Annotated in this window: 16 protein-coding genes; 3 read left to right on the forward strand and 13 right to left on the reverse strand. The window is 69.4% G+C overall.

The features are described from left to right. Positions 1-23: 23 nt before the first annotated feature. Positions 24-3023 carry a YfhO family protein gene (locus JOD63_RS18230; protein ID WP_157003973.1) on the reverse strand — a complete coding sequence of 1000 codons (3000 nt, stop codon included), beginning with the start codon at positions 3021-3023 and terminating at the stop codon, positions 24-26. 169 nt (positions 3024-3192) lie between these two features. Here JOD63_RS18230 and JOD63_RS09910 point away from each other — a divergent pair, with 169 nt between their 5' ends. Beyond that, complete coding sequence (locus JOD63_RS09910; protein ID WP_245617960.1) at positions 3193-4614, forward strand: glycosyltransferase family 4 protein; 1422 nt, start codon at positions 3193-3195, stop codon at positions 4612-4614. A 40-nt stretch (positions 4615-4654) separates the two neighbouring features. On the opposite strand, the gene JOD63_RS09915 is transcribed toward JOD63_RS09910, so the two are convergent. From JOD63_RS09915 to rfbA, 5 genes are all read right to left on the reverse strand, one after another. Continuing rightward, the gene (locus tag JOD63_RS09915) at positions 4655-5875 is read right to left on the reverse strand and encodes an ABC transporter ATP-binding protein (protein WP_045275268.1); all 1221 of its coding nucleotides are present in this window, start codon (positions 5873-5875) and stop codon (positions 4655-4657) included. After that, positions 5875-6786 (reverse strand): ABC transporter permease, encoded by a 912-nt coding sequence (locus JOD63_RS09920; RefSeq protein ID WP_045275267.1) that lies wholly within the window; start codon positions 6784-6786, stop codon positions 5875-5877. The genes JOD63_RS09915 and JOD63_RS09920 overlap by 1 nt, the downstream gene beginning before the upstream one ends. A 3-nt stretch (positions 6787-6789) precedes the next feature. Then, positions 6790-8655, reverse strand: a complete 1866-nt coding sequence (locus tag JOD63_RS09925; RefSeq protein ID WP_052682476.1) for a rhamnan synthesis F family protein — start codon at positions 8653-8655, stop codon at positions 6790-6792. 152 nt (positions 8656-8807) lie between these two features. Beyond that, positions 8808-10601: a rhamnan synthesis F family protein gene (locus JOD63_RS09930; RefSeq protein ID WP_169748395.1), complete on the reverse strand. Its 1794-nt coding sequence runs from the start codon at positions 10599-10601 to the stop codon at positions 8808-8810. A gap of 231 nt (positions 10602-10832) precedes the next feature. Further along, positions 10833-11717 carry a glucose-1-phosphate thymidylyltransferase RfbA gene (gene rfbA / locus JOD63_RS09935; protein WP_045275265.1) on the reverse strand — a complete coding sequence of 295 codons (885 nt, stop codon included), beginning with the start codon at positions 11715-11717 and terminating at the stop codon, positions 10833-10835. A 92-nt stretch (positions 11718-11809) separates the two neighbouring features. Between rfbA and rfbB the strand changes: the two genes are divergently transcribed. Next, the gene (gene rfbB / locus JOD63_RS09940; protein ID WP_045275264.1) at positions 11810-12808 is read left to right on the forward strand and encodes a dTDP-glucose 4,6-dehydratase; all 999 of its coding nucleotides are present in this window, start codon (positions 11810-11812) and stop codon (positions 12806-12808) included. Between the two features lies 1 nt (position 12809). Then, positions 12810-14264 carry a sugar nucleotide-binding protein gene (locus JOD63_RS09945; RefSeq protein ID WP_045275263.1) on the forward strand — a complete coding sequence of 485 codons (1455 nt, stop codon included), beginning with the start codon at positions 12810-12812 and terminating at the stop codon, positions 14262-14264. Positions 14265-14283: 19 nt separating this feature from the next. Here JOD63_RS09945 and JOD63_RS09950 read toward each other — a convergent pair whose 3' ends face one another. The 7 genes from JOD63_RS09950 to JOD63_RS09980 form a co-directional block, all read right to left on the reverse strand. Next, the gene (locus JOD63_RS09950; protein WP_157003972.1) at positions 14284-16644 is read right to left on the reverse strand and encodes a hypothetical protein; all 2361 of its coding nucleotides are present in this window, start codon (positions 16642-16644) and stop codon (positions 14284-14286) included. 137 nt (positions 16645-16781) lie between these two features. Beyond that, the gene (locus JOD63_RS09955; protein WP_045275262.1) at positions 16782-17900 is read right to left on the reverse strand and encodes a glycosyltransferase; all 1119 of its coding nucleotides are present in this window, start codon (positions 17898-17900) and stop codon (positions 16782-16784) included. Between the two features lies 1 nt (position 17901). Then, on the reverse strand, positions 17902-19359 hold the full coding sequence (locus JOD63_RS09960) for an LCP family protein (protein WP_045275261.1): 1458 nt from the start codon (positions 19357-19359) through the stop codon (positions 17902-17904). Continuing rightward, positions 19356-19823, reverse strand: coding sequence for a 5-(carboxyamino)imidazole ribonucleotide mutase (gene purE, locus JOD63_RS09965; protein WP_045275302.1), 468 nt, complete (start codon positions 19821-19823; stop codon positions 19356-19358). Before purE ends, JOD63_RS09960 begins: the two co-directional genes overlap by 4 nt. Before the next feature lie 95 nt (positions 19824-19918). Further along, on the reverse strand, positions 19919-21055 hold the full coding sequence (locus JOD63_RS09970; RefSeq protein ID WP_045275260.1) for a 5-(carboxyamino)imidazole ribonucleotide synthase: 1137 nt from the start codon (positions 21053-21055) through the stop codon (positions 19919-19921). 51 nt (positions 21056-21106) lie between these two features. Then, a complete protein-coding gene (locus JOD63_RS09975) occupies positions 21107-21673 on the reverse strand; it encodes a PH domain-containing protein (protein ID WP_045275259.1) in 567 nt (188 codons plus the stop codon). A 60-nt stretch (positions 21674-21733) separates the two neighbouring features. Further along, positions 21734-22537 carry a biotin--[acetyl-CoA-carboxylase] ligase gene (locus JOD63_RS09980; RefSeq protein WP_045275258.1) on the reverse strand — a complete coding sequence of 268 codons (804 nt, stop codon included), beginning with the start codon at positions 22535-22537 and terminating at the stop codon, positions 21734-21736.

The raw sequence follows: 22537 nt of genomic DNA on the forward strand, positions 1-22537 counted from the left end.
TCGCGGTCAGCGCGGCGCCGCGCTCACCTCGGGGTGACGGCCTCGGGGCGTTCCGCGTCGCCCGCAGTGCCCGCGTCGTCGGCGCGCTCTGGGTCGTCGGTGCGCTCCGCGTCGCCCTCGGCGTCGGTGCGCTCCGCGTCGCCCTCGGCGTCGGTGCGCTCCGCGTCGCCGTGGTCATCCGCGCGGCGACGGCGCAGACCGGTGACGATCACCACCCCGGCGACGACGACCAGCGACAGTCCGCTGACCGCGGCACCGGCGACCACGCCGACCCCGGTGTAGGTGAACGCGACCTCGTGCGTTCCGGCCGGCACGTACACGGCGCTCATGGCGTGATCGGCCTCGACGATCTCGGCGGGTTCGCCGTCGACCGTCACCCGCCAGCCGCGATGCATCCAGTCGGCCACGACGAGGTGGCCGCCCGTCTCGGCATCCACCGTCACGTCGATCGCGTCTCCGGTGTCGGCCGTCACCTCGAGCTCAGCGTCTCCGCCGTCGCCGGCGCCCGCCCCGTCGGCGGAGAGGACCACGGTGTCTCGGTCGAGCGCGGGGTCGGCGAGCAGGGCCAGCCGGGCCTGCGCGTCCTCCTCCACGACACTCGAGCCGGCCCAGCGGATGCGGGGCAAGGCGCTCTCGCGCGTCCACACGGTGCCGTGCGAGTCGGCGTAGACCATCTGCAGGCCGTCGTCGGTCGGAACGGTGACGCCGACATCGACCGCACCCGAGGAATCCGCCGCGAGACCGACCGGCACCGAGGCGGTCAGGCGCAGCGTCAGGTCGCCGCTCGGCAGATCCTCTCCGGCGACGGCGAACGTCAGAGGTCCGGGGTTGAGGTGGCTGCGCGCAGCCTCGCCGGTCGCGACGACCGCGCCCGCGGCGTCGACGACCTCGGCGGTGACCGTGAGCCCCTCGGTCTGCGGCGGCACGGCGTCGACGACCGTGATGGTGACGGCACGGATGCCGGGCGCGCTGAGCGGCACCTCGATGGCGGTGCCGGCGGCGACCTGAACCGTCCCGCCACCGGCGGCCGGGGCGGCCCACGCACCGCCCGACGGGGTCTGGATCTCGCCGGGCACGATCGTGTCGAACGACGTCGTCCAGGCCGCCGCCCCGAGGCGGTCGAGCAGGGCGGTCTGCGCCGCTGTCTCTGTGCCCGGGAAGGTGAGCGTCGGGTTGGTCGGCGACTGACCCGCGCCGAACGCGCCGAGCTGGAGCGCTTCGAGGTACTCGCGCCAGGTGGTCGGCTGGAACGAGTGGGCGGTCGCGGAGCGCACGCCGTACGCGGCGGCGGTCGACCCCATGAACGAGCCCGACGTCAGCACGCGGTCGGCGCCGATCTCATCGTCGATCCGGTCGATGAGCGCGAGTTCGGGGTAGAAGTCGTCGACGTCATTGAGAGGCCAGTAGTTCGACACCGAAGTGCTCATCTGCAGCGCCGCGAGCAGCGCGACGCCGGCGAACGCCGCCGTCCGCACCGCGCGACGCCGGAACCAGACGACCGCCACGCCCGCGAGGGCGATGATCAGCAGCGCCGGCACGGCGTCGAGCGCGAGGGTGCGCGTGGAGAGGTCGGGGTAGAGCCACCAGATCAGCACGGTCAGCGCGCCGAACCCGAGGAGGGCGACCGCGGTGATGACCAGCAGACGCTTGCGTGTCGCCTCGGCCGCGGTGAAGATCCGCTCCACGCCGATCGCCGCGAGGGCGCACGCGAAGAGGCACACGATGTCGCGGAGACGCCCGGAGTTGTTGCCGCTGAAGACCGGCAGCCCCGAGAGCCAGGCGGTCCACCATCCCTGGTACCAGACGACCGCCGCGGCGAGGAGCGCTCCGACGGCGAGGAAGGGCACGACAGCCTTGGCCTGGTGAGCGAGTCGCGGGGTCAGCACCGCGACCGCCGCGAAGAACACGGCGCCCATGCCGAGGAAGGCGTAGGCCTCGATCGGGTTGGTGTCGGGCCCGTAACCCAGGTCGAACAGCGACCCGGGGAAGAACATCGACATGAACGAGCTCAGCGGCTGCTGCGAGAAGAACTGGCCGCTGCGCACCGAGAGGTCGGTGTCGGCGAGCCCGAACGCGAGCGGCAGCACCTGCACCGCCGAGAGCGCGACACCGAGGATCACCGCGCCCACGCCCGCGGCGAAGAGCTTGAATCCGGCGACGCCGGGGTGTGCGGCGCGATCGGCGATCAGACGCACGATGAAGTAGAGGCCACCGGCGTACAGCGCATGGCCCGCGGCCGCAGGGAAGCCGCCGAGGAGCAGCAATGCCACGACGACGGCGATCGGCAGAGCCGATCTGAGGGTCTTGCGGGCGATGAAGCGCTCGATCGCCCAGAACAGCGCCGGCATCATCGCGGCCACCGAGGCCTGCGCCGACCACGTCGCCCAGCCCACGAAGAAGCCCGAGCCGCAGTAGAAGACACCGGCGAGGAGGCTGGCGGGGCGACCCAGACCGATGCGCCGCATCCACAGGTACATGCCGCCCATGGCGAGCGCAATCTCGACGAGCTTGACGAACCCGGTCGCGTACACCGTGGGGAGCGCGAGGAACCAGATCGTCGACAGCGTCAGCGTCGGCGTGTTGGTGCTCGCGAGCAGCTCCGTGCCGGGACCGGCGAGACTCGACCACAGCGCCCAGTCGCCCTCCGCGAGACGCTCGCGGATCTGGATGTACGACGGGATCAGCGAGTCGATGCTGTCGCCGAGGAACGGGTTCATGACCGGCGCCTTCGGGCCGCCGTTCCACCACGGCGCCACCGACATCAGCCGGTCCATCGCCGAGAAGGTCTTCGCGCCCACGAGCGCCGGACCGAGGTGGACCGTCAGGACCGCGATCAGTCCGGCCAGCACCGCGGCGATGCCGATCGCCTCGGGGCGGCGCCACCAGCGGCGGCGCACGGCGGCGTCGGGACCGTCGGGCGGCACGCCCGGCGTCGACGGCTCGGTCGCGTCGGTCGCGCCGTCGGAGTCAGGGGTCGGATGCCCCGGCGCGGTCGCGCTCGATTTCTGCGTGGCCTGCGGCACGTCGTCCTCCCGCTCGGACCACGCGCGCAACGCCGTGGCTCACTACCGACCGCAAGTCTACCGAGGGCCTCCCCCGGCGCGACGCAGGAGCGGCAGAGACGCGGCGGGTAGGATCCTCGGGACCGACCGGCGGCCGTGAGCCGCCCCGTGAGAGATGCCGGGTGCACCTGTGACGACCGACTCCCCCGCTGCGCCGCGCGCCGGCGCGCGAACGCGCGTGCTGCTGATCACGGGCGACCTCATCGGCGTGCGGATGGCAGGCCCCGCCATCCGCGTCTGGAACTTCGCCGACCAGCTCGCCGACACCTGCAACGTGCGGATCGTGTCGTGGGCGAAGATCGAGCGCACCTCCGATCGGTTCGGGCTGCACTTCGTGCACGAGACCGATGACGCCGCGATGCAGGTGCACGAGCGGTGGGCCGACGTGATCGTGGTGCAGGGCATCGCGCTGCGCATCTTCCCGTGCGTCGCCGCGACGGACCGCATCGTCGTCGCCGACCTCTACGACCCGTTCCACCTCGAGCAGCTCGAGCAGAACAAGCACATGCCGCCCGTGGAGTGGGAGGAGGAGGTCAGCAAGGCCGTCTCGCTCCTGAACGAGCAGCTCGAGCGCGCCGACACGATGATCTGCGCCTCCGAGCGTCAGCAGACCCTGTGGCTCGGGGCGCTCTCCGCTCTCGGCCGCGTGAACCCCCTCACCTACACCGCCGACCCGACCTTCGACGCTTTCGTGCGCGTGGTGCCGTTCGGCCTCCCCGAGGACGAGCCGGTGCAGACCCGGCACGCGCTCAAGGGCACGGTGCCCGGGATCGGCGCCGACGACAAGGTGCTCATCTGGGGCGGCGGCATCTACGAGTGGTTCGACCCGGTGACGCTCGTCGAGGCGATGGCCCTCGTCGTCGACGACCATCCCGACGTGAAGCTGTTCTTCATGAGCGCGCGCCATTTCAACCCCGACGTGCCCGAGATGAAGGTGCTCGGCGACACCATCGCCGCCGCCGACGCCCACGGACTCACCGATCGGAACGTGTTCTTCAACGACACGTGGGTCGACTACGAGGACCGCGTCAACTTCCTGCTCGACTCCGACATCGGCGTCAGCACCCACCCGATCCACCTCGAGACGCGCTTCTCGTTCCGCACCCGCATCCTCGACTACCTCTGGGCGCGGCTGCCGATCATCACGACCGACGGCGACAGCTTCGCCGACCTCGTGCGCGCGAACCGTCTCGGCGCCGTGGTGCCCGCAGGCGACGCGCAGGCGCTCGCCGACGCGATCGTCTCGGTGCTCTACGACCCCGAGGTGATCGCCGCCGCAGCCACCGGTCTCGATCGCGTCCGCACCGAGTTCACGTGGGAGCGGGCCGTCGCGCCGCTGCGCGAGTTCTGCGAAGACCCGAAAGCGGCGCCCGACCGCGCCGCGGGCCGACGCGCGGCGGGCTCCGCGAGCGAGCGGTTCGCCCGCATCCTCGCGATGCCGAAGGGCCGGCGCCGCGACGCCGCACTGTTCGTGTACTACCTGCGCACCGGCGGGATCTCGCGGGTCACCGACCGTCTCGGCCACCGGCGCAGGCGTCAGCGCCGGCCCTGAGCCCGCGCCCAGGCCGGCAGTGTCGCGAGACTCGGCCGGATCACCCGGCCGAGTCGTCGGACCGCCCCGGCACCTGTTCGACCGACACGCCGGCAGCGACGGTCCCGAACGTGGTGTTGTCGGTGGTCACCGTGAACATCGCGCCCTGCATGAGCCCGTGGCTGCTCTCCTCGCTCACCCCTGCGGCATTCGCGTTCACGAAGTACTGCCCAGGTCCGAAGTGCGTCGCGTCGATCGTCAGATCCACCTGAGTCGGGCCCGAGATCGGGTCGAGCCGCACCCCGAGCACTTCGGTGTTGCTTGCGAGGGCCATGTGCCCGAGGGGCGTGTCGATACTGAAGCCGAGCTCCCAGCGCTCGATGGGGCGGAGGGCATCGACGTGCACGCGGACGGTCAGCGGATCTCCCTCGGCGACGACCTTCGTCGACTGTCCTGCAGCGTCGAGCAGCTCGATTCGCTTCACCTGGATCGGGTGCTGCGTCTGCTCCGGCGGTGCCTCGCCGACGCGGCGGCCCTCGAGCACGTCGCGCAGCGCCGAGATGGCCTGATTCGTCTCTCCGTCGAAGACCACCTCGCCATCCTTCAGGACGATACCGCGGTCGCACAGCTCGGCGACCTGCTGAGCGGAGTGACTGACGAGGATGATCGTGCGTCCCTCATCTCGGAATTGGCCGATCCGCTCCATGCACTTGCGCTGGAAGGCCTCGTCGCCGACCGCCAGCACCTCGTCGACCAGCAGGATGTCGGGATCGGTGTGCACGGCGACTGCGAACGCCAACCGCACGTACATGCCCGAGGAGTAGAACTTCACTGCGGTGTCGATGAAGTCGCCGATACCGCTGAAGGCGAGGATCGCATCGAAGCGATCATCGATCTCAGCGCGGCTGAGCCCGAGGATCGATGCGTTGAGGTAGACGTTCTCCCGACCGCTGAGGTCGGGATGGAACCCTGCCCCCAGCTCGAGGAGCGCGGCCATCCGCCCACGCGTCTCGACCGTGCCCGTCGTCGGGGCGACGATCCCGCCGATGAGCTTGAGGAGGGTGCTCTTTCCGGAGCCGTTCGCCCCGAGGAGACCGACCGTCGTTCCGGCCTCGATCGTGAGGGAGACGTCGTCGACCGCGACGAAGCGCTGCCGGTGAGCGCGGCCGAGCCTCCCCAGGTGCACGATGCGGTCCTTGAGGCTGTTGTCCTTGCGGACGACGAAGTGCTTCGTGGTGTGCGAGAGCCGAACGATGTCGGGACGCGTAGTTGAGTCTGCCATCACAGTTCCTGAGCGAAGTTGCCCTGCATGCGGATGAAGGACCGGTGCGAGAAGACGAGGAAGACGAGGCCGACGACCGTGGCGATCGCCATCCGCAGTCCCAGGTTCTCCGGGTAGTCGGCCGGTGTTCCCTCACCCCAGAAGGCCTTGTGGAATCCGAGCACTCCGATCGTGATCGGGTTGGCCGCGTAGATCTCGAGCACCCAGGACGGAAGGGAGAAGCGGGAGATCGCGTCCTGCACCATCTGCCACGAGTAGACGATGGGCGAACCCCACATCGCGAGCATCATGACCACTTCGGTGAGGTATTGGATGTCACGCAGGTAGACGTTCAGCGCCGACAGGAGGAGCCCGATCGCGAGGCCGTACACGAGGATGAGCACGACGGACGGGAAGAACCACAGCATCTGCACGGCATCCGGCAGTGCCTGCACAGCGATCGCGGCCGCGAGCAGGATCACCAGCTGCACGGTGAACATGAACCCGGCCGCTCCGATGCTCGCCAGTGGGAAGATCTCGCGGGGCAGGTAGATCTTCTTCACGAGACCGGCGTTGTTGAGGATCGATCCGGTGGCGCCGAAGACCATGTCGCTGAAGAACGCGAACAGGGTCAGGCCCGAGAACAGGTAGATCGCGAACTGGGGGATCCCCTCCGCGGCGCGGAGGAACTGGCCCAGGACGATGAAGTACATCAGGAACTGGATGAGGGGACGGATGACCGTCCACAGGAATCCGAGCACGCTGTCGCGATATCGGGCCTGCAGATCACGGCGGACCAGAAGGTTCAGCAGTTCGCCGCGGGAGAAGATCTCGCGCAGCTTCCCGCCCGGGCGCCCGGCATGCAGCCCATCGGAGTCGATGATCGCGAACGGCTCTGCCGCGAGTCGCTCATACCGTGCTGAGTTGTCCAAGGCCTATCCGTCTTTCTGGTCGCCCGCGGCGCCCGTATCGGGCGCTGGAGCAGTGGAGATGATCGGGTTCATCTGCGTTCGCCGCCTCATCAGGTTCGAGAGAGCGACGCGCGGGTGCCGGATCCGCCGCGCCCAGCGCCCGAGCGCTCGCTCCGGGGCCAGGGCGCTGCGCATCGACGCGCCCGCATTCGGGTGATTCAAACGAAGATACATTCCCACGAAGTCGCGCAGGCGCGCTTCACCCAGATAGCCGGCTCTTCGCAGGAAGTCGATCTGCTCGTAGGGGTAGCCCGGCACGGTGGGCGACAGTTCGTCGAAGTTGAACTCGAACGTCGTGTGGCTGATCGAGAGGTACTCAGCGGTGGACACGGTGCGTGTATGGAATCCACGCTCCCCCGCAGCGTACGACGGCATGCGCTCGAGGATGTGTGCGAGGCCGCCGTCCTGGTACGCCTCCGCACCGCCGAACTGCTCATATCTCCATTCGTGCTCGACGAGGACCGCCAGCGCCTCCGGACGAGCGATGTACATCGACCCGTACGGCGCGAGCGGCGAGATGTCATCGAGCGGGACACGGACGCCGAGTGCCCGCGCGAGTTCTTCGAAGCCCGGCTTGTTCGACCACCACCCGCGCCCCATCGTCGGATACCCGATGTGAATCGTGGGCGGATACACCAAGCCGAGACCCGGCTCCTTCTGGAACAGTGCGACGATGTTCGCCGCGTAGCCGGGGCTGTTGAGCAGGTTCTCGAACTGCTGGCCTTTGAAGTGCCGTCCGACGTTGAATCCGTCCTGGGGCGTCCGCTTCGAGTGGACCTTCACGACGAGGTCATAGTCACCGCCGAGCAGGACGTCACGACACTCGATCAGGAACGCGCTCTGATCCCGGCCATCGTTCGAGGGGAGCACTCGTACGTCGACCGCGCCTCGGCTGATCGGTCGCGCCTCGACGATCCGACGGATCGCCGCGGCCTTGCCCCTGTCGGGCGTCGTCACCACGAGGTCGTACCCGCCCGGGAGCATGTCGAGGTGGTCGAGGATCTCGTCGGTCATGTCGTCATAGAAGATGTGCGCGATGGCGACGATGCGCAACGGCCGCTCGGGGTCGTAGGAGACGTCGGTCTCGGGGAGCACCTCGAGCATCCCGGCGTCGGTGTTGAGCACCTTCGGTGGCACATTCCGTGCCAGGTGCTGCAGGATCAGGTCGACCGGGAATCCGTAGCCGGCGGCGGCGTCGAGGATTCGACGGCCGAACACGGCGTGACGGTCGAGGAACGGCGGGTAATCCTCGAAGGGACGCCTCCGCAGCGTCGGGAGGCCTTCGTCGAGGAGGATGTCGCTCTGCAGCACAGACGGATCGGTGACATCGCGCCCCGCGCTCCCGAAGGCGACGTCGACGGTGTGGCCGCGGTCGGTGAAGTACTCCGTGAACACGGCCTCATGCTTGAGGACCGCATCGAAATACGACGGCATCTCCGGCAGATCCCGCCAGTACTGCCCCCACGCCTCCGACAGGAACATCTCCCGCCGCACCGCGATCCAGAACGACTGCAGGTGGTACGGCAGCCGCCCCTCATTCGTGAACGGGTTCGGCACCTCCTCGGCATGATCGGTCATCCCCCAGAAATGAACCGCACGCCCCTGCATCCGCTCGAAAACCGGCCCATACGGACGCACCGGACCGAACCACGTATCGTTCGTCAGCACGACCTCATCGAACTCGGTCAGCCCCGCACCCACATGATCCAACGCCTCCTTGTGCGCCCAGATGTCGAAACCGACATTCTCACGCACCAGGATCTCGTCCGACACCGGCTCCAGCTTCGCGCGACCGGCATCGGTCAACGACCCGTTGACGACCACCAGCACCCGCGCAGCATGCTCACGCAACCCCGCCAACGCCACCGGGACATAGTCATCGACATCCCCACGCCGATCCCACACCACATACACGACCAACCGACGACCACCCACCGGGAACACACCCGGCACCACAGCCGACACCACAGGCCCGCGAGCGCTCATGAAGCCCCTCCCCTCAGCCGAGCCTTCATCCGGCGGACGAAGTAGATCGTGCGACGAGCCAGCATCAGCGGCGGGTTGAGGAACGGGAGCAGAGCCCGCGCCGTGCGCGGGTGGTTCATCCGCATGTACATGCGCGTGAGCGCGACTATCCCGCCACCACCGACCCAGCCCACGCGGTGGAGGAACTGGATCTGCTCGACGGGATATCCCGGAAGCGTCACGGACATCTCATCGACCTTGTACTCGAGCGCCAAGTGGCTGCTTGCCGCGTGCTCGGCATTGAGGACGGTCCGCGTGTGGAACCCGCGCTCACCCGCAGCGAGGGTGACGATCCGCTCCTGAACCCGGCCGAGCTCGGCCCGCGTGGATCGCGGCTGCTTGCCGTACTCGTCGTACGTCCACTCCCGCTCCGCGATCACACCGAGGGCGTCCACGCGGGAGATCCACATCCCGCCGAGCGGCGCGAGCGGCGACAGTCCGTCCAGCGGCACCCGGATGCCGAGCTCCTTGCACAGATCCACGCCCTCGCCGAGGTAGCCGTACCAACCGCGGCCCGCGGTGGCATAGCCGATGTGGACCATCGGCGGGAACACCAGGCCGAGGCCGGGCTCCTTCTGGAACAGGCCGAGCACGTTCGCGACATACCCGGGGCTGCTCAGCAGGTTCTCCACCTGGTAGCGCCGGAAGTATCGGCGGACGTTCTCCTTGCGACCGGACGGGACGCGGCCGTGCACCTTGATCACGAGGTCGTAGGAACCACCGGTGAGGATGTCGCGACAACCGACGAAGAATGCGCTCATGTCGCGCCCCCGCTTGTGCGCGATGACGCGCACCTCGCGCGCGCCCAGGTGCGCCGAGTCGAAGGAATCGACCATCGCCCGGAGCGCGTCGACGCCCCCCGCATCGCTCGTCGTGACCACCAGATCGAACGGCACCGGGATCGCCCGCAGGCGTTCGAGGATGCCCGTCGCCTCGTCGCCCGCCCGGAAGTGCGCGATGGCGACGATGCGCAACGGCCGCTCGGGGTCGTAGGAGACGTCGGTCTCGGGGAGCACCTCGAGCATCCCGGCGTCGGTGTTGAGCACCTTCGGCTGGACGTTGCGCGCCAGGTTCTGCCAGATGACGTCTACCGGGAATCCGTATGCGGCGACCGCCTGCAGAATCCGACGGCCGATGACGGCGTGCCGGTCGAGGAACGGCGGGTAGTGGAAGAAGGGGCGGCGCTTCAGCAGCGGGCAGCCGTCGGCCAGCAGCATGTCGGAGTTGAAGAGCGCCGGGTGGTCGGTGGGATACGCCGCCGACGGGTAGGCGACGTCGACGGTGTGGCCGCGGTCGGTGAAGTACTCCGTGAACACGGCCTCATGCTTGAGGACCGCATCGAAATACGACGGCATCTCCGGCAGATCCCGCCAGTACTGCCCCCACGCCTCCGACAGGAACATCTCCCGCCGCACCGCGATCCAGAACGACTGCAGGTGGTACGGCAGCCGCCCCTCATTCGTGAACGGGTTCGGCACCTCCTCGGCATGATCGGTCATCCCCCAGAAATGAACCGCACGCCCCTGCATCCGCTCGAAAACCGGCCCATACGGACGCACCGGACCGAACCACGTATCGTTCGTCAGCACGACCTCATCGAACTCGGTCAGCCCCGCACCCACATGATCCAACGCCTCCTTGTGCGCCCAGATGTCGAAACCGACATTCTCACGCACCAGGATCTCGTCCGACACCGGCTCCAGCTTCGCGCGACCGGCATCGGTCAACGACCCGTTGACGACCACCAGCACCCGCGCAGCATGCTCACGCAACCCCGCCAACGCCACCGGGACATAGTCATCGACATCCCCACGCCGATCCCACACCACATACACGACCAACCGACGACCACCCACCGGGAACACACCCGGCACCACAGCCGACACCACAGGCACACCTGTCATCGCCGAATCACTCACCACACCTCGTATCGCGCATCGCGGCCCGCGACGATGCGGGTGGCCCATCGAGCCGGATAGATCCTAGACCGGGCCCGCGGCGTGGCCCTGTGCGAGTGCCTTGAGCAGGTAGCGGCCGTAGCCGCTCTTGATCAGCGGTTCGGCACGCCGGCGCAGCTCATCGTCCGTGAGGAAGCCCATGCGCCACGCGACCTCTTCGGGGCAGCCGATCGACAGTCCTTGACGCTTCTCGACCGTTCGGATGAAGTCGGTCGCCTCGCTCAGCGAGTCGAACGTTCCGGTGTCGAGCCACGCAGTGCCGCGCGGCAGGAGTTCGACCTTGAGCCGGTCGCGCTGGAGATACTCCCGGTTGACATCGGTGATCTCGAGCTCCCCGCGCGGAGAGGGTTTGAGCGCCTTGGAGATCTCGACGACGTCGTTGTCGTAGAAGTACAGCCCAGGCACCGCATAGTTGCTCTTCGGCGCAGCGGGCTTCTCCTCGAGCGAGACGACGCGACCCGCTTCGTCGAACTCCACGACGCCGTACGCCGTGGCGTCGTCGACCCAGTAGCCGAAGACGACGCCACCGGTCAGATCGTTGTACTGCCGGAGGCGCGTCCCCATGCCTGGCCCGTAGAAGATGTTGTCGCCGAGCACGAGCGCGACCGTGTCGCCGCCGATGTGCTCCTCTCCGAGGATGAACGCCTGGGCGAGACCATCCGGGGATGGCTGCGTCTTATAGGTCAGATTGATCCCGAACTGCGAGCCGTCGCCGAGGAGTCGCTGGAACTGATCCGCATCGTGCGGGGTCGTGATGACGAGGATGTCGCGGATTCCCGCGAGGATCAGTGTCGACAGCGGGTAGTAGATCATCGGCTTGTCGTACACCGGCACGAGCTGTTTCGACGAGCCGAGGGTGATCGGGTGCAGACGCGAGCCCGTGCCGCCCGCAAGGATGATTCCACGCATGCCGACCAGTCTCCCATGGGGATCGGCGCTCCCCAACTGTGAGGGGACGACGATGGCGGATGCGGCAGGCTCGGCCCGATACCCTTGAACCCATGCGCAGACTCCTCGTCACCGGCGGAGCCGGCTTCATCGGTTCGAACTTCGTCCACCACGTCGTGGCGCACACCGACGACCACGTCACCGTGCTCGACAAGCTCACCTACGCGGGCAACCGCGCCTCGCTCGACGGTCTCCCCGAGGACCGCGTCTCGTTCGTCCAGGGCGACATCGCCGATGCCGGGCTGGTCGACGGTCTGTTCGCCGACGCCGATGCTGTGGTCCACTATGCGGCGGAGTCGCACAACGACAACTCGCTGCACGACCCGCGGCCGTTCCTCGACACGAACATCATCGGCACCTACACGCTGCTCGAGGCCGCGCGCCGCCACGACGTGCGCTTCCACCACATCTCGACCGACGAGGTCTACGGCGACCTCGAACTCGACGACCCGGCCCGGTTCACCGAGTCGACGCCGTACAACCCGTCGTCGCCCTACTCGTCGACCAAGGCCGGCTCCGACCTGCTGGTGCGCGCCTGGGTGCGCTCGTTCGGCGTGCAGGCGACGATCTCGAACTGCTCGAACAACTACGGCCCCTACCAGCACGTCGAGAAGTTCATCCCGCGCCAGATCACGAATGTGATCCGCGGCATCCGCCCGAAGCTCTACGGCGCCGGCGAGAACGTGCGCGACTGGATCCACGCCGACGACCACTCGTCCGCCGTCCTCACCATCCTCGACGCGGGCGTGATCGGCGAGACGTACCTCATCGGCGCCGACGGCGAGAAGAACAACAAGGACGTCGTGGAGCTGATCCTCGGCATCATGGGGCAGCCCACCGACGCCTACGACCACGTCACCGACCGCGCCGGCCACGACCTGCGCTACGCGATCGACTCGACGCGGCTGCGCACCGAGCTCGGCTGGCAGCCCCGCTACAGCGACTTCGAGGCGGGGCTGGCCGCCACGATCGACTGGTACCGCGCGAACGAGGCCTGGTGGGCCCCTGCCAAGGACGCCACCGAGGCCTTCTACGCCACGAAGGGGCAGTGACATGACGGATCCCGGTTCCCTGGGCTTCGGCAAGGTGCTGAGCACGACCCAGACGGCCATCCCGGGGCTGGTTCTGTGGGACCTCCCGGTGCACGGCGACAGCCGCGGCTGGTTCAAGGAGAACTGGCAGCGCGAGAAGATGACCGCGGCCGGCCTGCCGGACTTCGGCCCGGTGCAGAACAACATCTCGTTCAACGACGCCGTCGGCACGACGCGCGGCATCCACGCCGAGCCGTGGGACAAGTGGGTCTCGGTCGCGACGGGCCGCATCTTCGGCGCGTGGGTCGACCTCCGCGAGGGCCCGACGTTCGGCGCCGTATTCACGGCCGAGATCGATCCGTCGCGCGCGATCTTCGTCCCCCGCGGTGTGGGCAACTCGTATCAGACGCTCGCCCCCGACACCGCCTACTCGTACCTGGTGAACGACCACTGGTCGCCCGACGCCGAGTACACGTTCCTCAACCTCGCCGACGAGACGGCCGCGATCGACTGGCCGATCCCGCTCGCCGAGGTGGAGATCTCCGCGAAGGACAAGGCCCACCCGCGGCTGGCCGACGTCACGCCGATGTCGCCGAAGCACGTCCTGGTGCTCGGAGCGGGCGGCCAGCTCGGCCGCGCACTGCGCGCCGAGTGGGGCGACGCCGCGCACATCGAGTACGCGACGCGCGCCGACCTCGACCTCACCTCGCCCGATCTCGCCGACGCCCGCCGCTGGCGCGACTACGGACTCATCGTGAACGCCGCCGCGCACACCGCCGTCGACGCGGCCGAGACTCCCGAGGGCCGCACGCAGGCCTGGGCCGCCAACGTCACCGGCGTCGCAGCGCTCGCACGCGTCGCCGCGGCGAACGGCATCACGCTCGTCCACGTATCGAGCGACTACGTCTTCGACGGCAGCCTCGACCGCCCGTACACCGAAGACGACGCGATCGCGCCGCTGGGGGTCTACGGGCAGTCCAAGGCCGCCGGCGACGCGGTGGTGGCCACCGTGCCGCGCCACTACATCGTGCGCACCTCGTGGGTCATCGGCGACGGCAAGAACTTCATCCGCACGATGGCCTCGCTCGCCGAGCGCGGCGTCGACCCGTCGGTCGTCGACGACCAGGTCGGGCGGCTCACCTTCACGTCGGAGCTGGCGCGGGGCATCCGTCACCTCGTAGACACGGGCGCGCCGAGCGGCACGTACAACCTCACCGGGAGCGGCCCGTCGCTGTCGTGGGCGGAGATCGCACGCAACGTCTATGCGTACTCCGGTCACGACAGCGACCGTGTGACACCCGTCAGCACCGCCACGTACTTCGCTGCGGCGACAGGGCCAGTGGCGCCGCGCCCGAAGAACAGCTCGCTCGACCTCGGCAAGATCGAGTCGACCGGCTTCGTACCCGCACCGCACCTTGCGGATCTCGAACGCTACGTCGCAGCGATCGCCGCGGAGAATGGTGCTGCGCAGGCCTGAACCTGCGCAGCACGGTCGCTCAGCGCAGCGGCTCGCCCTGGGGGAGCGCGTCGACCGTCGCTGGGGCGATCCGGAGGATCCGCGGGTCCTTTCCGCCGACGAGGGCATCGAGCACTGCGCGTGAGGTGACGTGACGATATACGCCTCCGTCCGCGAGGTAGACCTCGTTCCTCCCGACACCCTGTACGAGTGCCTGCGCACGCAGCGTCTCGGAGGACCGCTCCAGATCACCGCACGTCGTCTGCGGGAGGTCGGCGACGACGAATCCGCTCGCCCCCGCCAGCTTGACACGGTGCAGCTTCCCCTGCGCCGCGATCGAGAGCTCCCCGTCGCATCTCACGAACAGCCCGAGTCGTCCGCCGTTGGCAGCGGACTCGATGGCGGCCTGCTTGACCGTCCGGTGGTTCCGGGCGATGCCGATCTCATCGACGATCGCCCAAGCCGGAACGTAGAGCATCGTTCCACCTTCGACCACCACGTAGAGGTTCGGCGACTGCGTCGATCGCACCAATTCGCCGGGTCGCGGGTCGGCGTTCGGCTCGAGGACCGGGTCCCCCTTCGGCAGCGCGGTCATCGTGGCCGCGTTGACGGTGAGGATGGTCGGCCAGACTCCGCCCGTGAGCGTCAGCAGCGCTGCACGTGACACCACGTGCCGGTACACGCCCCCCTGCGCCAGGTAGACCTCCGGCGCACCGGCAGCCTGGATGAAGACCTGGCCGAGGACGGTCGAGGACTTCGACAGTTCAGCGCAGACGCTCGCGTCCAGTGCGGGAGCAGGGAAGCCCGCCGCGGCCGTCGATTTCGCACGATGGAGTTCTCCCGCTGCGGCGGTGTACACGACGCCGCCGCAGGTGACGAAGAGGCCGAGGTCATCCGACCTGCGATAGCCCTCGAGAGCACTCGCGGGCACATCGGACCGGAACACCGCCCCCGGGAGGCCGAGTTCCTTCGAGTACGTCCACGCGCGCAGGCGCAGCAGGCGCCCGTCCTGCGTGGGCAGGTAGACCGCGTTGTCTGCGGCGGACCTGATGTACTCGCCGGAGGCGAAGCGGGTGATCCCGATCCGGTACTTGGCGACACCCGCTTCAGGCATCAGCGCCGCATACGGGGCCTTTCCGCCGTTGAGGCTCGCGAGCGTGACGCCGTCGTAGACCGGCCGAAGGTGATCGCCCTCGATGACCATCACCCTCGCGTCGCCGGAGACCCGGGCGAACGCCGTTATCGACGACCCTGCCTTCATCGTCTGATAGTCGGCGGATGTGATGCTGGTCTCGGATCCGCACGAACTCCCCCACGCCGCGACCATCGCGCACGTGGCAAATCGGTGGCGTGTGCCGTCCCGAAGCAGCGAGACGTCGCCGGTCGATGCATTGCGCAGGTAGAGGCTCGCGGGGCCGCCGTCGGCGAACGCCGCGACGTACGCGCTGTCGACGCGAGTGGGAGAGCCGAACGCTCGGGAGAATTCGGGGAAGTCCGCCTTCTGGACGTGGTACCGCTTGGTGCCGCTGACGAGATACACGGGATCGCCCTGCTGGATCAGGCGAGCGACCGCCGTCTGCGTCGAGCCGAACCAATCCGTGAAGTAGTTGTAGAAGTTGCGGTTGCCATAGGCCGAGCAGGAGTCCCCCGTGCCGTACCCCGCCTTGAGGGCGGCGGCATTGGGCTGGTACGGCGTGTAGTAGTACAGGTTCGCGGTCGCCTGGTTCTGGATGTAGGTCGCCTTGGAGCCGCACGAGGTGTTCGGGTGGTACCGCACGTTCCAGGTCTTCCCCGGCGCGTACCAGGTGAAGTACTGCGAGGTGCCCGGCGGGTTGGCGTAGCGCTTGAACTGCCACGCCGCCCCGTACACCTGGTTGAAGAAGCCGTAGTAGCGCGTGTCGCACGCGGCGGTGTCGGGGCAGCCCTGCCCCATGGCGATCCGGTACCGCGTCGCAGTCGGAGCCGTGGACAGCACCAGACTCTGCTCCTTCTGGAGGGTCACGAGGATCACCTGCGGGTTGATTCCGCACGCCTGCGCCACCTTGTAGATGATCCGCGACGCACGTTCGCGCGTGCCGCCCGAGTACGCCCCGCACATCGCGTCGGCCTTCGTGGTGCGCGAAGTGTCGTACCAGTCCTTGAGACAGGTGTACCCGCTCCTGCACGCGGGCACCTTGGCCTGCAGGAAGGCCTGGATCTGCGCCTCCGTCATCGTGCCCTTGGCGAAGAAGACCGCGTCGCTCATGAGGTTCCCGGCGGAGAATCCGGAGAGGCTGGTCGGCACGACCGCAGCGGGAGCGGCCACTGCCGCGGCCGGCGCGGAAGCCTGTGCAGGCGACGCGACGGCGACGCCGAGCACGAGGGCGATGGATGCGACGAACACGCCGACCGATCTCTTCATCGACACACGCGCACCACGACTCACAGCCCCCGCCATGTGCCCAGTGTGACTGAAGTGACGGATGATTACAACGTTCGCCGGCCGGATGACGTCAGGACACGCCAGTTCCCGGGACGTTCCGAGGCTGCCGGAGACCCTCAGAGCTCGGCGTGCAGCAGCCAGACCCGGTCGGCCGCGTCACGCCACGAGAATGCTCGCCCGCGGTCGGACGCCAGCACCGAGAGGCGCTCTGCGGCCTGTGTGGTGGCGAGCGCGCGGGCGAGCGCGTCGCCGAGCCCCGCAGCCACCTCATCGGCCGAAGATCCCGGAACGAGCTCTCCTCCGTCGACGACGACCTCTCGGCTCACCGCCGAGGCGGCCGCGATGACGGGAACGCCGAGCGTCAGCGCGTCGACGGTGCGCCACGGGAACGCCGACCGGCGCGACGGCGCCACGAACGCGACCGATCCCGCGTAGACAGCGGCCCGGTCGACGGCCTCGAGTGGTCCGCGGACATGCAGGCGGTGCTCGCCGATCCCGGATGCCGCGGCCATGTCGGCGATCCCCGGTTCCGCACCGTCGGGGGCGTCGATCACGACGATGGGCACGTCGACGCCGCTCGCCGCGATCGCCGAGAATCCGACGTCGAGCCCGTCCGACGCGCGGGAGCTCCCCGCCAGGAGCACGTAGCCCTCGGGGAGGCCGTGCGTGCGCCGACGCCCCACCTCGTCCGCGGGCACGTCGAACCGCTGCGGCGAGGCTCCCGCCACGACGCGCACGCGATCGCCGAGCGGCGCCACCTCCGCCAGCCGCACCGCCATGGAATGCGTGGGCACGACCACCGCGTCGGCGTACTTGACGGCGCGCTTGAGCATCGCGCGCTGCCACGCCACCGTCTGCTTGGGCAGCTCCTCCGGCGCCTCCCAGGGGCGCAGGTCCCATACCGTGACGACCGTCTGATCGTGTTCGTGCACCCGGTCGTGGCGCACCAGCGGGGCGAACAGCGACGGTGAGTGGATCATCCCGCCGGCGATCCCCGTGCCGATGCCGATCTGCAGCGCTGCGGCGAGTTCGCGTCGCGCGAGCGCCGAACGACGGAGCCCGGCGAGTCCCGCGACCGCCGGGTCGTCGCCGCCTGCCGGAGCGAGTCCTTCGACCTCGCATCCGTCGGGTGCCGCCACGACCAGCGCGCGGGCGAGCTCGAGGGTCGCCTCGGCGAGATCGGCGTCGATCGGAGACGTGAGCTGGTCGAGGACGACCCGGAGAGTCACGACCATGTCAGCCCTCGTCGGTCGGGGTGGGCGGATGGAGCGCCTGCTGCACCATCTCGTGCACCTGCTCGTAGTCGGGCTCGTACTCGTCGACGCCGCCGTCGGGGGTCAGCTCGATCGTGGTGACGGGCTGCTCCTTGGCCTTCAGCGCGATGTCGGCGAGCGACGGGAGGAACGACTGCGGCAGGTCGGTCTGCACGATGTCGGTGCCGGCGGCTGCGATCTCGCCGAACCGCGTCAACACGGTCTGCGGCGTGAACTGGTCGAGGATGGCCTCCTGCAGCTGGCGCTGGCGGCGCATCCGGTCGAAGTCGTTCGTCGTGTAGCGCGAGCGTGCGTACCACTGAGCCGTGTCGCCGTCCATGTGCTGCTCGCCCGCTTCGATCCAGCCGGTCGCCCATTCGTCGACGCTCTGCCCGTCGTACGACGGACCGCCGCCCTCGGGCAGACGCTCCGCGACGGTGATGTCGACGCCGCCGAGCGCATCGATGAGCGACGCGAAGCCGTGCATGTCGATGAAGACGTAGTACGGGATCTCGATCCCGAGGATTCCCTCTGCGGCGTCCTTGGTCGCCTCGACCCCGGGCGACGAACCGTTCGCCTCGGCGTCGGGGTAGAGCGCGGTGCCGTCCTGGCAGACCTCGACCTCGGTGCGCAGCTGGTTGACGCCGCTTCCCCAGCCGCAGGTGGGGTCGGCGTGGCCCTCGTGCCCGTTCGGGTACTTGTCCTGCATCGGCCCCTCGGCGAACGGGAAGTGGGGCATGTCACGCGGGATGCCCGTGATCGTCGTCGCTCCCGTCTCGGCGTTGACCGAGACCACCGAGATGCTGTCGAACCGCATCGAGTCGCGGCCTTCGCCGCTGTCGGCCCCGAGCAGCAGGATGTTGTAGTACCCGTCGGAGGGCGCCACGGTGGGTCCGGTCGCCTGGAAGATGCTGCTGATGGTGCTGCGCGCGGTGCCCACGGCATCCGCCGCGTACACCGCCGTGGTCCCGGCGACCACGGTCAGGACGACCGAGGCTGCGGCGATGCCGAAGCGCGCCCCGGTGCCGGTCTTGACCAGCCGGACGAGCCGCAGCGTGTCGATCGTCAGCACGACCCAGAGCACGCCGTACGCGATGAGGAGTCCCTGGGCGACGAGCAGCGGGATCGGCCGGAGCAGAGCGAGCCAGTCGGGGAGCCAGGCACCGGTGACGAGGCTGATTCCGGCCGCCGGCCAGAGGAGCGCGAACAGCCCGGCGACGACGATGAACGCCCAGAGCGCGAGCGTCGAGGCGATGCCGATGCGTCCGAGGCGACGGTTGCCGGCGAGCACCTGCGCCGACCCCGGCAGGAGGAAGTTGAGCACGACCAGCCACCAGCCGCGTCGCGTCATGACCGCACGTGAGCGGGAGTCGGGGTGACGGAGCGGACGCTCCTCCACCACCGCGCGCGCCGCCTGGCGCGGGGGGCTCGCCACGCTCACAGCGACTCCTTGAGCCGCCGGTTCTTCTCCTCGACCTGCGCCTCGAGGTCGCGGGCGTACGCTTCGACCTTCTCGGCGACCTCCGGGTCGCCCGCGCCGAGGATGCGCGCGGCGAGGAGGCCGGCGTTCTTCGCTCCGTTGATCGACACGGTCGCCACCGGGATGCCTGCGGGCATCTGCACGATGCTCAGGAGCGAGTCCATGCCGTCGAGTGTGGCGAGCTGCACGGGCACGCCGATGACGGGGAGCGCGGTCATCGACGCGAGCATGCCGGGGAGGTGCGCCGCGCCGCCCGCTCCGGCGATGATCACCCGGAGTCCGCGAGCACGCGCCTCACGCGCGTAGCGCATGAGCTTGTCGGGTGTGCGGTGCGCCGAGACGACCTCCACCTCGTGCGCGACGCCGAAGTCGGTCAGCGCCTGCGAGGCGTCGCTCATCACGCGCCAATCCGAATCGGAGCCCATGACGACGCCGACGAGCGGCGCCTCGGAAGAATGCAGCGGCCGGGTCACCCGTCAAGGCTAGGGCGACAGGCTGGAAGATCCCCGCAACGGCGCGGTCAGTCGAGGAAGTGTGCGGCGGCGGCACGCGCCTGGTAGGCGACGTCGTCGAGGTCGTCGCCCGAGACGGTGACGTGGCCGACCTTGCGGCCCGGACGCGGCGCCTTGCCGTAGGTGTGCACTTTGGCCGACGGATGCTCCGCCAGAGCGGTGGCGAAGCGCTCGGTGAGACCGCCCTCGGCCGGTCCGCCGAGGATGTTCACCATCACCGCCCACGGCGCGACCGGCTGAGGGTCACCCAAGGGCAGGTCGAGCACCGCGCGCAGGTGCTGCTCGAACTGGCCGGTGGTCGCTCCGTCCTGGCTCCAGTGACCGGAGTTGTGCGGACGCATCGCGAGCTCGTTGACGAGGACGCGCTCGTCGGTGGTCTCGAACAGCTCGACGGCGAGCATGCCGGTCACGTCGAGTCCCTCGGCGATCGAGACGCCGATCTGCGCGGTCACCTGCTGAAGGCGGTCGGCGGCGTGCGGCGCCGGGGCGATGACCTCGGCGCACACGCCGTCGCGCTGCACGGTCTCGACCACGGGGTACGCCCGCACCTCGCCCGAGGGGCGCCGCGCGACCTGCTGCGCGAGCTCGCGCGTGAAATCGACGAGCTCCTCCACGAGGAGTGCGCCGCCGTTCGCGTCCTCGGCGAGCGCTGCGAACCAGTCGTCGGCCTCGGTCGCGTCGGCGACGACGCGAACGCCCTTGCCGTCGTAGCCGCCGCGCGGGGTCTTCACGACCGCGCGCCCGCCGTGCGCGTCGAGGAACTCCTGCAGGGCGGCGGTGTCCTCCACCGCGGCCCAGTCCGGCTGCGGCATCCCGAGCTCCTGGAGGCGAGCGCGCATCACGAGCTTGTCCTGCGCGATGCGCAGCGCGTGCGGACCCGGATGCACGGCGACGCCCGCGTCGACGAGGGCGCCGAGCACGGTCTGGGGCACATGCTCATGGTCGAAGGTGATGACGTCGACGGACTGCGCGAACGCGAGCACCGTGTCGGCGTCGCGATAGTCGCCGACCGCGGTGGCGGCCAGAGCCGCCGACATCCCCTCGTCCTCGGCCAGCACGCTCAGCTCGATCCCGAGCTCGACCGCCGGGGCGATCATCATGCGCGCCAGCTGTCCTCCGCCGACCACTCCCACACGCAGCGCCATGCCGCTCCTTCCGACACCTCCATCTTCGCGCACCGCGGCGCGCGGTGCGGATCAGGCGTCGGGAAGCGGAGGCGGCACGGGCCCCGGAAGCGGCTGCGCGTCGCGGTGCGCGAGGATCTGGCTGACCTCGACCTGGTCGACGAGGGCCTCATGCACGACCGCCGCGCTCGGCACGTTGACGATGCGCAGCGGCTCGTCGATGCCGTTCGAGAGCGTGAGCGTACCGGCGCCCCAGATGCGCTGGAGAGGTCCGCGTCGCACCTGGATCGTGTATCCGCGCACGTGCTCGAGCTCCCGTCGTCTGACGGCGAGTACCCCGGTGCGCTGCATCACGCGGCGTGTGGTGATCGTGTAGACCCGCGACCACCACACGAGGAACGGCAGGAACACCAGCACGAAGATCACGACCCCGGCGGCGGTGAGCAGCATCCAGTCCTCGTACGGATCGGGGAGGTTCCCGTACAGGTACCCGCACGCCCCGGCGACGACGATCAGCACGAGTGCCGACCAGAACAGCCGCCGCGCGTGGCCGCGGAACCGTGCCACACGCAGCTCCGGCGTGGGCGCACCGGGGGCGGGCATCTGCGGCCGGCCGCCGAATCCGACGGGCTGGGTCATGCTCTCATTGTGCGGGTGGCGCCGACATCGGCGCGCGCCACACGCCACACCTCGTCACACTCACGCTCGACGCACGTGCACCACGTCGCCGGCCGACACGGTCGCCGTCGAGCCGTCGGTCGATGCGACGACGAGCCTGCCGTCGCCGTCGATCGCCTCTGCGCGACCCTCGAGGACACCGCCGCCGGGGAGCGTGACCCGCACCTGCGCGCCGAGCGTGGAGCACCGGTCCGACACCTCGGCCCGCACGCCGGCGGCCTCGGCGTCGCCGCCCGCGGCGGCGAGGGCGGCGAGCATGCGCTCGAGCCCCACGACGTAGTCGGCCAGCAGCGCGTCGTCGTCCGACTCCCTGCCGATGGCCGCGAACGAGGTCGCCGTCTCGACGGGGAGCTCGGCCCGCGGCATCCGGGTGTTCACGCCTGCGCCGATCACGATCGCATCGGGATCCATCGCGATCGCCTCGGCGAGGATGCCGCAGATCTTCCCGCCGTCGACGAGCACGTCGTTGGGCCATTTGAGCGCCGTGTCGTGTGCACCAGGGTCGAGCCGGCGCGCGATCGACTCCGCCATCGCAGCACCCGCGATCAGGGGGACCCATCCCCGCGCGGCGGCGGGGATGCCCGGGACGCGCACGACGACCGACACCGCGAGTGCGGTGCCCGGCGGGGCGGTCCAGACCCGATCGAGGCGCCCGCGCCCCCGCCGCTGATCCTCGGTGATCAGCATCGACAGGTGCGGCCACGACTGCGGGTCGCCCGCCGCCAGGCGCACGACGTCGGCGTTGGTCGAGTCGGTGGATTCGACCACCTGCACCCGGGGGCTCACTGCGGCGGTGCGGGGGTAGCCCTCACGAGGTGTCGACAT

This window comes from Microbacterium terrae (assembly GCF_017831975.1).
GTDB classification, from domain to species: Bacteria; Actinomycetota; Actinomycetes; order Actinomycetales; family Microbacteriaceae; genus Microbacterium; species Microbacterium terrae.

Coding starts and splice junctions, on each gene's coding strand:
- JOD63_RS09915 (WP_045275268.1), bottom strand. CDS start 5,875: ATGGCAGACTCAACTACGCGTCCCGACATCGTTCGGCTCTCGCACACC.
- rfbA (WP_045275265.1), bottom strand. CDS start 11,717: ATGCGTGGAATCATCCTTGCGGGCGGCACGGGCTCGCGTCTGCACCCG.
- rfbB (WP_045275264.1), top strand. CDS start 11,810: ATGCGCAGACTCCTCGTCACCGGCGGAGCCGGCTTCATCGGTTCGAAC.
- JOD63_RS09945 (WP_045275263.1), top strand. CDS start 12,810: ATGACGGATCCCGGTTCCCTGGGCTTCGGCAAGGTGCTGAGCACGACC.
- JOD63_RS09950 (WP_157003972.1), bottom strand. CDS start 16,644: ATGAAGAGATCGGTCGGCGTGTTCGTCGCATCCATCGCCCTCGTGCTC.
- JOD63_RS09955 (WP_045275262.1), bottom strand. CDS start 17,900: ATGGTCGTGACTCTCCGGGTCGTCCTCGACCAGCTCACGTCTCCGATC.
- purE (WP_045275302.1), bottom strand. CDS start 19,823: ATGGGCTCCGATTCGGATTGGCGCGTGATGAGCGACGCCTCGCAGGCG.
- JOD63_RS09970 (WP_045275260.1), bottom strand. CDS start 21,055: ATGGCGCTGCGTGTGGGAGTGGTCGGCGGAGGACAGCTGGCGCGCATG.
- JOD63_RS09975 (WP_045275259.1), bottom strand. CDS start 21,673: ATGACCCAGCCCGTCGGATTCGGCGGCCGGCCGCAGATGCCCGCCCCC.
- JOD63_RS09980 (WP_045275258.1), bottom strand. CDS start 22,537: ATGTCGACACCTCGTGAGGGCTACCCCCGCACCGCCGCAGTGAGCCCC.